Origin of the sequence: Prochlorococcus sp. MIT 1306, from assembly GCF_047304515.1 — a bacterium.
Lineage (GTDB): Bacteria > Cyanobacteriota > Cyanobacteriia > PCC-6307 > Cyanobiaceae > Prochlorococcus > Prochlorococcus marinus_D.
In genome coordinates this window covers 1,695,759-1,707,742 of sequence record NZ_CP138959.1, presented here as the reverse complement: position 1 = coordinate 1,707,742, position 11,984 = coordinate 1,695,759, and the positions used below count along the sequence as shown (strand labels likewise).

At 49.0% G+C, this 11,984-nt stretch carries 10 protein-coding genes and 1 pseudogene; 4 read left to right on the top strand and 7 right to left on the bottom strand.

The features are described 5' to 3' along the window. Positions 1–89: 89 nt before the first annotated feature. Positions 90–329 (bottom strand): DUF2839 domain-containing protein, encoded by a 240-nt coding sequence (locus tag SIB74_RS08600; protein ID WP_063396918.1) that lies wholly within the window; start codon positions 327–329, stop codon positions 90–92. Positions 330–370: 41 nt separating this feature from the next. Further along, a complete protein-coding gene (locus SIB74_RS08595; protein ID WP_063396919.1) occupies positions 371–1,816 on the bottom strand; it encodes a hypothetical protein in 1,446 nt (481 codons plus the stop codon). A gap of 58 nt (positions 1,817–1,874) precedes the next feature. Here SIB74_RS08595 and SIB74_RS08590 point away from each other — a divergent pair, with 58 nt between their 5' ends. Beyond that, a complete protein-coding gene (locus SIB74_RS08590) occupies positions 1,875–2,819 on the top strand; it encodes a prephenate/arogenate dehydrogenase (RefSeq protein ID WP_063396920.1) in 945 nt (314 codons plus the stop codon). On the opposite strand, the gene crtD is transcribed toward SIB74_RS08590, so the two are convergent. Further along, positions 2,779–4,290, bottom strand: coding sequence for a C-3',4' desaturase CrtD (gene crtD, locus SIB74_RS08585; RefSeq protein ID WP_063396921.1), 1,512 nt, complete (start codon positions 4,288–4,290; stop codon positions 2,779–2,781). The two genes, SIB74_RS08590 and crtD, sit on opposite strands and share 41 nt — an antisense overlap. Here crtD and SIB74_RS08580 point away from each other — a divergent pair. Beyond that, positions 4,275–5,219, top strand: coding sequence for a fructosamine kinase family protein (locus SIB74_RS08580; protein WP_413681652.1), 945 nt, complete (start codon positions 4,275–4,277; stop codon positions 5,217–5,219). The two genes, crtD and SIB74_RS08580, sit on opposite strands and share 16 nt — an antisense overlap. Positions 5,220–5,241: 22 nt before the next feature. On the opposite strand, the gene SIB74_RS08575 is transcribed toward SIB74_RS08580, so the two are convergent. After that, positions 5,242–5,631 (bottom strand): CAAD domain-containing protein, encoded by a 390-nt coding sequence (locus SIB74_RS08575; protein WP_063396923.1) that lies wholly within the window; start codon positions 5,629–5,631, stop codon positions 5,242–5,244. An 89-nt stretch (positions 5,632–5,720) separates the two neighbouring features. Between SIB74_RS08575 and SIB74_RS08570 the strand changes: the two genes are divergently transcribed. Beyond that, positions 5,721–6,188 carry a M67 family metallopeptidase gene (locus tag SIB74_RS08570; protein WP_231906140.1) on the top strand — a complete coding sequence of 156 codons (468 nt, stop codon included), beginning with the start codon at positions 5,721–5,723 and terminating at the stop codon, positions 6,186–6,188. A gap of 100 nt (positions 6,189–6,288) precedes the next feature. Beyond that, positions 6,289–7,158, top strand: a pseudogene (locus SIB74_RS08565) (ThiF family adenylyltransferase). Between the two features lie 13 nt (positions 7,159–7,171). Here SIB74_RS08565 and SIB74_RS08560 read toward each other — a convergent pair. From SIB74_RS08560 to SIB74_RS08550, 3 genes are all read right to left on the bottom strand, one after another. Beyond that, positions 7,172–8,098, bottom strand: a complete 927-nt coding sequence (locus SIB74_RS08560) for an HlyD family secretion protein (RefSeq protein ID WP_156486183.1) — start codon at positions 8,096–8,098, stop codon at positions 7,172–7,174. 197 nt (positions 8,099–8,295) lie between these two features. Continuing rightward, positions 8,296–11,196 carry a peptidase domain-containing ABC transporter gene (locus SIB74_RS08555; RefSeq protein ID WP_063396926.1) on the bottom strand — a complete coding sequence of 967 codons (2,901 nt, stop codon included), beginning with the start codon at positions 11,194–11,196 and terminating at the stop codon, positions 8,296–8,298. Continuing rightward, on the bottom strand, positions 11,193–11,909 hold the full coding sequence (locus tag SIB74_RS08550) for a peptidylprolyl isomerase (RefSeq protein ID WP_413681649.1): 717 nt from the start codon (positions 11,907–11,909) through the stop codon (positions 11,193–11,195). Before SIB74_RS08550 ends, SIB74_RS08555 begins: the two co-directional genes overlap by 4 nt. Positions 11,910–11,984 lie beyond the last annotated feature (75 nt).

The following is an 11,984-nucleotide window of genomic DNA, read 5'->3' as shown; positions in this document are numbered from 1 at the left end:
ACAACCCAAGAGCTCTTTGAGGGTCTTGGGTTTGTTGCTGAAGAGAGAGATTTGGGATGATTGATGCTTTCTTTCCCCAGCAGTTTCTTTTACCTGGCATCGGCGGGGGTCCACCACCCAGCGGCTGGGCCCACGAAGCGCGCTACGACCCACAAAGCCACCATGAAGCCGATGCCAATCCAGGCGCCACGGGTTGTGATGGCGTAAAAACGCTCTTTATCACGTTGGGTAATGGGCAGCCAGGAGACGATTCTGGGGGAGTCATCTTTTTTGGACTGTTTCTGGCGTGGTGCTAGGCCCTGATCGGATCGTCGTCTGGCTTCTCCCATGGCCTTCCTCGTTGCTGTTTGGTTGTTAAAGAGTAGTTGGCTTAATCCGGTAATAGGCGTTGCAGGGGTGTCCAGGGTTCGAGTGTGCTCAGCACTTGCTTCCCCCAGCTCCGTCCTCTTAGACGTCCGTCCAGGATGGCCAGTCGTCCGTGATTCTTTCGGAGCGGGGCAATCGCTGGTGTTAGCAGGCTGAGAGCTTCAGGCAAGAGAAGGTCTCGGAACCAGTCACGACCTTGATTCTTGAGGGATTCTACTCTTGCTGCTGTGAGTGGTGACTCTACGCTCGCTAGGGGAAGTAAGGCCACGATTAGTTGTTCTGGGAGAGGGAGTTGATCCTGGTGATGAAGCCACCAAGCCCAGCGGCAACAGACAACACCGTTGGATTCGGGCGCGGTGGTTTCATGAACGACTCTGCGTCCAAATTCCGCTGCTAACTCACTTGTGAGTTGGTGGCGCAGTTGCTGATCGTCAAGTAACACCACAGTGATGCCAGGACGTCCCAGGATCAGACGACGGCATTGATCGAGCAGATGCTCTGCATAGATTTCGGTATTCGGTAGTGGTTGGCGGCGCGGTGCAAAAAGAGGTATTGGTTCCTGCAGGTTGGGTTCACTCAATCTGGCCATGACGGTTGCAGGAAATGCTGCAGCGTCCAACTCAGTGCGGATGAGATCGTTCTCCCTTGATTCGCTCAGCAGGACAGAGGGCTGGTCTCGTAACAGACCTGGAAGATTTTGAAGGGGTTCGAGCGGTTGTAGATGCCATTGCCATTGCAGTAGTCGGTGATCGAGTTCGGCCCAGCTTGCCCAAAAACGGCTATCGGCTTTCAGCACTGCAGGCCAAGGGGAAGGTGAGGGGCCTAGAAGTCGCATGAGATCTTTGAGAGCTTGAATTTCGCTGCCATCAAGGCGAACCTGGGCATTGGCTCGGGTGGCGTGAGTAAACAGGCTGCGGCTTAATCGTTCGTGCAGTTGCATGAGGGAAGCCTCCGCAGAAGGATGTGCCCGCCGCAAACGCTCCCAGTCTTGAGGTGTGATCGACAAAGCCATGCTGTCCCTTAGTCGCTGGCTTAGTTGGTCTGCTTCTGGAATGATCAACTGCCTTGATTTGAGATGCCCCTGGTGGTGTGCCTCAATCAACTCACTGTGGTTCATCAACCACAGTTGATTCCCTGAGGGCGGAAGGTGCCCTTCCCAGCAGGGGAGTTTGATGCCTTTCGTCAGCAGTTGTGGCAGTTCTACCTTGAGGAGTCGGCGTCGCTGCTGATCGGAAAGGATCATCACAGCATCCTTGGCCTCCAGGCAGAGAGGAACCAGCAGACCAAGCCACCAGAGGTCTTTGCTACGAGGGTCGAGCTGGATCAGGGTGTGATCTTTGCGCCTGAGACTGCGGGCAACAAGACGGCTCAAAGTGAGGTGATGAGGCCAGGGGGAGGAGTTCTGCAGGAGCAGGTGCTTGAGCTGCTGATGGCTGCGGGCTTCGAGCATTGCGAGAGCCTAGGAAGCTGTAAACCCGAGAAAGCTCCATGTTGATTGGTCGATCAACATGAACTGCAGTGCGAGAACCGTAGGGATGGAGCAGAACAAAAAAACATCACTTTGCGCTGGAGTCGTAGGGCTTGGGCTGATTGGTGGCTCCTTGGGATTGGATCTGCAGGCGCTTGGTTGGAAGGTCAATGGTCTGGTGCATCGTTCCAGTACAGCTGATAGGGCACGCGCTAGGGGTTTGGCTCACTTGGTGAGCACCGATCCGGGCATTCTTGCGGATTGTGATTTGGTGATCCTGGCGCTGCCTTTGGCTCAGCTGCTCAATCCAGATCCGAATCTCCTAAAGGCTTTGCCTACAGCTGCTGTGGTAACTGATGTGGGTTCAGTGAAGATGCCTGTTTTAGAGCTCTGGCGCGACCTACACCCCCGCTTTGTGGCTAGCCATCCCATGGCAGGCACCGCTGAAGCAGGAGTGGAAGCAGGGCTGCGGGGCTTATTTCAGCAACGTCCTTGGGTAGCGACACCTGACAATCAAACAGACCTTGAGGCGCTCGAGTTGGTGCGTCGATTTGCGGTGTCTTTGGGCAGTCAATGGTTTACGGCGGATGCAGCTAACCATGATCAAGCGGTGGCGCTGATTTCCCACCTGCCTGTACTGGTGAGTGCTGCGTTGCTACGAACAGTGGGTGAGGAGCGTGATCCTGCTGTTCGCGAACTAGCCAGAGTGCTGTCTTCTAGTGGTTTTGCTGATACCACCAGGGTGGGTGGTGGTAATCCCCAGTTGGGAACATCTATGGCTGAGAGCAACACCGCAGCTATCTTGCGTGGTTTGGCTGCTTATCGCTGGAGCTTGGAGCAGCTTGAGGAGGCCGTTTTGAATGGGCACTGGTCGCAGTTAAAGGCTGAATTGGAACGTTCCCAGGCATTGCGACCCAGCTTTCTTGTTGCTGCCAACAACGACCTCAATTCGCCACCCGTAACTGATGACCTCGCTGAGCCATGAGCTGGCGACAGGTCATGAGTGCCGAGGTGCTCACCCCTGCAGTACCTTCACCAGGGTGAATTGAGTCGCCACAGAGCCAGAGCCCTCGCATGGGGGTGCGGCTTGCTAGTCCGAAGGGCCCAAATTGTGAAGGGTGCTGCCCAAGACCACCCACAATTCCATTAGGCCGACCAGTCCAATGTGCAAAGCTCCTTGGTGTGGCTAGTTCTTGATGCTGCCAATCTTCAGATGCGAGATCTAACCAACTTTCAAGTGTTTGGCGGATGGCTAACAGGGCCGTTTGTTTGCGTTCTTGATAGGTGGATTCAGTTAGGCCACACCACTCCGCTGTGGCGGTGAACACACTTGCAATCACTGTGGCTTGTCCAGCGGGAGCACGGCCATCTCCCTCACGGCTGATTGATACGAACAGGGAGCCGGGTGTCTTGGAGGCTCTTTGTAGATGGACAGGACAGTTCTTAGGCAGGGCGCTGCGATCGATGGCCCCGTAGAACACCAAAGCTCCACTGGGTTGAGGTAATTTCATTAGCCTTTGGCGATAGGCCTTGGGCATGCCTGCTCCTTGTGGCATCAGCGATCTCAGGCATTGAGGAGGCAGACTGCAGACCACATCTGGTGTGGTCAGTTCTAAAGCCTTGCCATTGGGGGTTTTGATGCTGACTGTCCAAGCCATACCCCGCGCTGCTACTTCTAGGCCCACCACACGATGGCGCAGCAATACCTGGCCGCCATCCCGCTTCAGGGCATGCATTAGGTCATCGCTGAGTTTTTGCATCGATCCCTGCAGATGCCAGAGCCCAAGAGGTGCTTGAGCCATTTGCAACACGGTGGCTCCATAGAGGGCGGCTGTGCGATCGAGCGGTTCTTGCGAATAGAGCTTGATCTGGAGGTCTAGGAATTTGCGAAGGCGCTGATCCTGCGCACAGCCGCATAGCTTTAAGAGATCTGCCACTGTCAGGCTGCTCAATAGCCCTGAGGTGATTGTTGCTGGACGCAGAGCCTGAAGCAGTTGGCCTAAGTCCCAAGCGTTGCGGGGTGTGACTACCGGATCATGGCTGGCAAAGCCCCAGTTGCTTTGGTGGAGCTTGGCAGTCAGAGCCCAGAAGGAGTCACTGCCAGGGAAGTGATATCGCCATTCTTGTTCCCAGCGCTTTGGATCATGCCAGAGCTGAATGGGTTGGCATCCATCGGCGAGATCCACTGCACAAGCGGGGTTGAGTAGCTCCGCTTGTGGCATGGGTAGGTTCAGATGCCTATAGATGCGTTCATGGCTGCCACTGGGTTCTAGGCCGGCAACCTGGGTGGCACCCACATCGAAGATATAGGGACCTCGCCTGAATGTGCCGGCACACCCTCCAGGTTGATGGTGCGCTTCCACCAAGGTGACGGGTAATCCTTGCTTGGCTAAGAGGGCTGTTGCCGTTAGGCCGGCAATGCCGCCCCCGATCACGATGATTGAGTCCTCAGCCATCCGGTCATGCTGGCAAGGTCTATAGAGGTGTGGGTATGAACGAGCGTCTGAGACAGGGCTTGGTAGCAGCCGAGGGACCCTTGAGTGGTGAAGTGATTAAGGATGTTGAGTGCGTCGCAGGCGGATGCATTCATCAGGCCTGGTGTTTGCAGTTGAAGGGTGGTCGGCAACTGTTTGCCAAAACAGGTGGGGCAGATGCTTTGCCAATGCTAAAGGTCGAAGTTGAGGGGCTAAAGGCTCTTAAGGCATGGGTTGATCCGGGAGTGTTGGAGGTGCCGGAGCCTTTGGCGTTTGATCAGGTCTGTGGTGAAGCTGTGTTGTTGCTGCCTTGGTTGGATTTTCGGGCGGGTAATCAGGCATCCCTGGGCCGTGGACTGGCCCTTTTGCATCGGGCGTCTGCCGCCGAAAACCCTGGACGCTTTGGTTGGCCCGTGGATGGTTTTATCGGTGCTGGCTCTCAGCCAGGGGGGTGGAGGGAGGAGTGGGGCGACGCATTCGTGACGTTGCGCTTGCGTCCTCAGCTCAGAGAGGCGTCTCGATGGGGCTTGGATCTGGTTGATGTTGAGCCAATCCTCTCGGCGTTAATCCCTTGGTTGGATCGCCATCAACCCAGTCCAAGTCTCGTGCATGGGGATCTTTGGAGTGGCAATGCCAATGTTCTCTCAGATGGGCGGGGAGTCTTACTGGATCCTGCTACCTGGTGGGCCGATAGAGAAGTTGATTTGGCGATGACTCAATTATTCGGTGGTTTTTCGCAGGATTTTTATATCGGATATGAGAACGTATGGCCACTCCCAGCTGATGCAAGCAAAAGGGTGGAGGTTTATAACCTTTATCACCTCATCAATCACGCCAATCTCTTTGGAGGCTCATATCGAAGTCAGAGCCAAGCCATTCTGAATCATTTGGCAAGTTGGTTGCTGACTTGAATTGCATTTGGATTTGCAATGTTCAGCCTAAATATTCCTTGCGGAGGTTCTGAACCCTTTCAGACAGGGCAGAGCGCTTCTCACTGGTGGTGAGGTTTTGCCAGCTCCATTGGCCCACCATCACCACACCAAGCAGTTCGAGCAGTCCAGGCACGATTGGTAGCAAATTGATTGTGTCCATCACTCCCTTGATCAGGATCTGGGCAACAATCACAGCTGCAAAGATGCCTAAAACCTTGCCGATGCGCCCCATCTGGTTCCAATCGAGCTTGTTTAGGGTTTCGTTGACCTTGCCAACGGCTTCGCTGTAACGCTCTGAGAATTTAATCTCCTCACCTGCGTTATCAACGCTGTTTGTGGTGGTCTTTTCTGAGGTGGATTGTTCGTTTGTCACGGTGTTGATGTCGCTCATGAACACGAAACCGATGGCAAATCTTTGCCGAGCGTATCGAAAGGATCTTTGTTATGCCAGGGCTGCTGGAGTTTGATCGTAATTGCCTGATGGTTCTTCGTCGCAGCTTATTGGCTGTGGCGCCATTTGAGGGATGTGCTCTTTTATTGGGTGATCAAGATGATTCTAATAGTGATCAAGGCGGCAGTATCTGGAATGTTCGGCTGATTTGGCCTTGCTGCAATGTATGGGGGCCGGGAATGTTAAGCCTCCCTGAAGGCTCGAATGATCCGAATCTTGGGGCTGAGTTGCTGCCATCACGCAAGTGTCGCTTTGCTTTGGATCCTCGTGAACAGTTGCAGGCTCAACGCTTTGCCAGAGAGCACAATTGGCAGGTGTTGGGCAGTGCCCATTCTCATCCTGGCGGTGAGGCTGTGCCGTCCGTTATGGATCATCGCTGGGCCACTGTGCCGTCGTTAGTCGTGATCGTGGCTGGTTCAGGCAATGTGCGCGCTTGGTGGCTGACAGGAGTGCAACCTGATCAGCAGCATGAGGTTGCGCATTTGGGACAGTGGTAAGGGCATATCTTGCGGCACTCTTTCCCCTATCGGTCTCCACGAAACCGTTGATGTTGAACTGAGCCCCGATGAGTTAGAGCGCTTTTCTCGTCACCTCACCATGCCAGAGGTTGGGATGAATGGTCAGAAACGACTCAAGGCCGCTTCTGTGTTGTGAGTGGGTAGTGGTGGACTCGGCTCGCCGTTGCTGCTTTATTTTGCTGCTGCTGGTGTAGGGCGTCTAGGTGTCGTTGATTTTGATGTGGTGGATCAAAGCAATCTGCAGCGCCAGGTGATTCACGGCACAAGTTGGATTGGTAAGCCGAAGGTCGAGTCGGCAAAGGCTCGCATCCAAGAGATCAATCCTCATTGCCAGGTGGATCTTGTTGAGCTCGCCCTTAATAAGGATAACGCTCTCGAAATTATCCTCCCCTATGACATCGCTTGCGATTGCAGCGACAACTTCCCCACGCGCTATCTGCTCAATGATGCTTGCGTGATGCTGGGTAAGCCCAATGTCTATGGCGCGGTTTTGAGGTTTGATGGGCAGGCTTTAGTTTTTAATCTCACCACAGATAGCCCTAACTATCGCGATCTAGTACCAGAGCTACCAGCTCTAGGCCTTATTCCTTCTTGTGCAGAGGGTGGCGTGATGGGAGTGCTCCCAGGTTTGATTGGTGTGATTCAGGCCACTAAAGCAATCAAAATCATTACTTGTATAGGCAGCCGATTGGATGTTCTTGAACACTATGAATATGAGATTCCTAGTATCATTGGAGCAGAGCTGATTTCGCTGAGTTCCATTGAGAATGGAGACGCTATAGCACGAATCCGCGAGTTGGTGATTGGGCTTAGATTGTTTGTTTACTGCAAGGCTGGGGCTCGATCTAAAAGGGCTTTGCTTGAATAAAAAGCCAACGGCATCGAGGGGGTGAATGTTGTCGGTGGAATAGATGCCTGGATAAAGGCATTGAAGAGTTCAACCTCATGAGGTTGAGTTGCTCTTAGCGCTGCTCATTTAGCGGTGTGAAGAGTTTGGAGAGAACATCAAAGACAGTCGTTATAACTGCTTTATTTCTAAGTTTTAATCGGGCTGTAATAGCCATGCCTGGTTTGAGTTGATCCAAGCTGAGCTGACCCGGAAGACTTGTTTTGACTAGCTTTAAATCTGCGCTGTAAATCTTTTGGGCTGAATCTCTTGACTCATTGCTAGTCATTGGAGAAAGGGAGATGACTTTTGCTTCCACAGAGCCGAAATCAGAGGAAGGAAAAGCATCAACCTCTAGAGTTGCAGAAGTTTCAACCTCTACAGGAGCACTGAGTTTTGAAGGAATCCTAACCTTGGCAATTAATTCGCGATCAGGAATTATCGTGGCAACAACTTCTCCGGCTTGGATCCTTTCGCCAGGACTCTGATACTTTACTTCATGGATGAAGCCTTTCACTGGCGCCGTTATTGTAAAGCGCTTTGTTTTAGCTTCTAGCTCTCGAATATTGGCTTTTACCTCTTCATTACTTTGCTCTGTCTTATGGAGGGCGTGTTGCTTTTCTACTATCAAGCTTGAGATGGCTAGCTGGCTTTTCTTTACCTGAGCACGTTTTTCTAGAACTTGAGTTTCTTGGATTGCTCCTTCCTCTAAAAGACCAGTTAGCCTTTGAAGTAGATCCTTTTCTAATTTAAGTTGATCTTCACTTTGGAGCATGCGATAGTCGTACATTTTCATCTCTTTTTCGCTTTGGAGTGCAAGAAGTTTTAAGCGAGTTCTAAGACTTTCTAAACGTAAAACTGTTTCATCATCGCCATAGATTATTAGTGGGTCACCTGATTCAATAGGTTGATGTGGACGAATCAGGATTGAGCTTATTTCTCCTGGATCTAGAGCGGCAACTTGTACTGCTGGACTAGCTGTTGCTATCTCTCCTTGAAGCATCACAGTCTCGTCTACTCGTGCGAAAACTGACCAGATGATAAGGAAGACTGAGCCAGACCCAAGTGTCCAGATCAATACTCTCGACCAAGCAGGTGGAGGTGGCAATAGTGCAAGATCTGCTTGCGGTGAATCCGAAGATCGTTTCTCTTTATTCGAAAGCCAAGGAATATTTATAAGCTTTATGCTATTTAGACTCCTCACGCTGGTTCTCCAAATTGCGATTGATAAAGTGCGTAATAGCGACCTTTCTCATTCATCAGATTTACATGACTTCCGGTAGAATCTACGCGTCCAGCATGCATTACTATGATTTGATCGGCGTCGACTAATGTTGAGAGGCGATGGGTTATCATTAATAGCGTTTTATTGCTGAAATATTTTCTAAGATTGGTCACGACTTGTCGTTCAGTGTCTACATCTAGAGCTGATGTTGCTTCATCTAAAACAACCATATTTGGGTTTTCAAGTAGCATCCTTGCGAGTGAAATGCGCTGACGTTGTCCCCCTGATAATCCAGCACCCTTTTCTCCTATTGGAGTGCTGTACCCATAAGGTAATTCCATGATGAATTCATGTGCGCAAGCAATCGTTGCCATCTTTACTACCTTTGCACTTTCTGCTTGGGGATCACCCAAAGCAATATTTGAGAAAATCGTACCTTCAAAAAGCATGCAGTCTTGTGGAACGTAGCCGATTTGCTTGCGAAAAGCATAAAGCTCAACCTTAGATATATCGTATTGATCTATAAGTATTCGCCCTTTTGAGGGGAGATATAGCCTAGGAATCATTTTCAAGAATGAGCTTTTCCCACAGCCGCTCTGGCCAACAATTCCAACAAATGTACCAGCCTCTATGTTTAAGCTTACGGAAGAGAGTACTGGAGCGGCAGTCGATGAGTAGGAAAAACTGACCGAGTCTGCAGTGATTTCTCCTTTTATAGCAGGCATTACGATATTACCTTCTTCATTCTCACTGATTTCCAGAGGTTGATTTACTATGTCTCCAACTCTTTCCAGAGAAAGAGACATTTCCTGGAAACTTTGCCAGGTTGAAGCAAGCCTAAGCATAGGCTGTGTGACATAGCCACTGATTATTCTAAAAGCAATTAACTCTCCTAGGGTAAGTTCGTTCCTTAAGACCAGCCATGAGCCGATACCGATAATGAGAATGCTGCTTACTTTGTTTATCAATTGAAGTGCATTGGAGCTCGATGTATTTGCAAGAACGGCTTTGAATCCTTGATTGATTGAATCTAAGTGCCTATCTTCCCACTGACGCCTGGCTGACAGCTCTGCATTTTGCAATTTTATTGTTTGGATTCCACTCAGTATTTCAACTAATAGTGACTGTGTTCGAGAAGTTGCTTCTGCTCTCCTTCTAATGAGCCTTTGTGTAATCGGTGTTATCCCAACTGTGACTAAGAAAAGGAGAGGAATAGTAAGTAGTACTGTAAGAGTTAGAAGTGGGCTGTAGAAGAACATCACTAAGAAATACATGATAGAGAAGATCGCATCAAGTACTGCTGTGAGTGCTGTTCCAGTTAGGAACCGGCGTATATTCTGCAGTTCGCCCAATCGACTAGATAGTTCTCCAACCGGTCTTCTGTCAAAGAATCTTGCATTAATTCGCAACATCCTGGAGACAATAGATGAGCCGACCCCAATGTCTATTCTGTTAGAGACTTCCACGAACTGGAAAGTTCTCAAACTGCTAAATATAGTTTCTAGTATTACAAATGTAAGCATTAGTACTACAAGAGGTGTGAGAGCATCAAATGCTCCCTTGCTGATTACTCGGTCAATAATTTGCTGAAAAAGCAATGGTGTTGCGAGAGCAAAAATTTGATTTAAGAAGCTAGCTGCAAACACTTCAATGAGTTGAAGTCGATAACGCTTTACATATGGCATTAGCCATAATAAATTGAATCTCTTTCTAGGCGTATGTAGGCCGATCTCAACTGATATCACTTCGGGTGCTTCAGCCAGTCGTTCAGATGCTTGAGAAACTTCTAGTCGTTCAATTCCTTTTAGCGGATTTAGCAGAATTAATTCCTTAGCACTCGTGCCAGCCATGATTGAGCACATCCCATTCGCATCAATCCACATGCAGGGCGTCGGCACCCTCAAGGGATTTTCCACCTTGCAACGCACAATCCGTACGGCCAATCCAAGATTATCTAATAAGGAAAGTAGCCTGTTGTTCCAATTGATATCATCTTGATCCAAAAGATCAGCAGCACGATTAATCGTATCCCGCCGTGTTGGGAGTTCAAAATGTTGCACTAGCATCCCTATGCAAGATGCGAATGCTTCTCGCCGATTAGTACCACGTACTAATCGGAAGCCTTTATAATCCTTTGTCTCCCTTTCTGGGATTAATTCAGGAGTAATCGGGATTGACTCAATATCGACTGTTTCTTCAGTTTGTGCTTTTGTTGAAACCGACTTCTTCACATTATGTGGAGTCTGAGTGTATGAAACCTCATCAGGATCTTTTTTGATTCTAATGAGCCTAGGCCATTCTTTACCTTTGAAGAATGTGGTGCAAATCTCTTCTGTTATTCTTTGACCAAAAGTGAAGCCATCAAGCTCATTATCTAGATAGACTAGGCATTCACCATCCAGGAGTTTGTCATTTTGAGTAAAGAAGCCTAACCGTCTCTTTGCTTCGTTGTAATTGCTAAATGTGGTTAAAATGTTCTGATCATTTTCGTAGATCAGAGGAATCTCATGGGGATTTATTTTTTGCCGCAGTATATTACTTACAATTAAATATTGCTGCTCTGAAAGTTCATTCAGATCGATTAGATAGTACTTGCAAGGCGTGATAGCTCTGATCTCCTCGATGAATGGGACTGTGATCAGTTGAGAGATCCCAAATATTTCAGGAGCCTGCATTTTTATTAATGTATAAGATCCAAATGTTCTGTTTGTATCGATAATTCGAACTTCTCCTGCTTTTATAAGTATTAATTGCCCTGACTGGTGCTTGGATGAATAAATTAGAGCACCTGAGTCTGCCTCAATCGCTTCCACTGATTCTTTGTTAGCTAAAAGTGTTTCTAATATTTCTTCGTGAGTCTCCAGATTTATGTTCATTCAGCTAGCTTAACCCCGCTGAGATGAAATTTCAATAGTTGATTGGCGATGTCTCTCGACTTACTCCCCAATACAAGACCTCCTAGGAATTCCTTTGTCTTGTCATCCAGTTCACTGTCAAAACGGTATTCAAGTCTGATTATTGCGTGCCAATTATCCGCTATAAAAGGTTCAAATATTTGTCTTGGCTGAGCAGTACGCAGTCGAGCCGCTACTTCTGGATGTGGTGTCGTGAGGTCTACGGGACCAACAATTCCTTGGGTTTTTGCTTCAGGCCCACAGCTGTATTTTTCTGCTGCCATCCCAAAGTCAACTTCACCTGAGTCAATTGAATAATAGATACTGTATGCTTGATCCTCTGACTCTACTCTTATTAGGCTATACAGAACTCTGTCAAGCCGATCTTTATATCGGAGAAATAGTGATTCGCTACTCCCTTTTAATAGTTCATTGATTACTTGCTTTCGTTTTACTCGAATGCGAGCAAAGTCTATAAATGCCTCATCGTCTTCTTTAAGTAGGTGCGCCGACCGCCATTTTTTTAGAGCATCATCATCAGTTAGTCGAAGATCTTTTCCTAAAGAAGATACAGCTTCCTGGTCTGAGACATCCGAAGTATCATCAGGAAGTTCAAATTGTCGGATGAAGTCGATCTCAGCCTGAGCGCGCGCCATGGGCTCAAGTAATCCATGCAGCGCGATTTGCTGAATCAACTCTTGGTCATAGCACTGTTGTATTGGCATGCCTAAATATTAAGCTTATGCTTAGATTTTAACATCCTCCTTTTT

Coding starts and splice junctions, on each gene's coding strand:
- SIB74_RS08600 (WP_063396918.1), bottom strand. CDS start 329: ATGGGAGAAGCCAGACGACGATCCGATCAGGGCCTAGCACCACGCCAG.
- SIB74_RS08595 (WP_063396919.1), bottom strand. CDS start 1,816: ATGCTCGAAGCCCGCAGCCATCAGCAGCTCAAGCACCTGCTCCTGCAG.
- SIB74_RS08590 (WP_063396920.1), top strand. CDS start 1,875: ATGAACTGCAGTGCGAGAACCGTAGGGATGGAGCAGAACAAAAAAACA.
- crtD (WP_063396921.1), bottom strand. CDS start 4,290: ATGGCTGAGGACTCAATCATCGTGATCGGGGGCGGCATTGCCGGCCTA.
- SIB74_RS08575 (WP_063396923.1), bottom strand. CDS start 5,631: ATGAGCGACATCAACACCGTGACAAACGAACAATCCACCTCAGAAAAG.
- SIB74_RS08570 (WP_231906140.1), top strand. CDS start 5,721: ATGGTTCTTCGTCGCAGCTTATTGGCTGTGGCGCCATTTGAGGGATGT.
- SIB74_RS08560 (WP_156486183.1), bottom strand. CDS start 8,098: ATGCTTCAAGGAGAGATAGCAACAGCTAGTCCAGCAGTACAAGTTGCC.
- SIB74_RS08555 (WP_063396926.1), bottom strand. CDS start 11,196: ATGAACATAAATCTGGAGACTCACGAAGAAATATTAGAAACACTTTTA.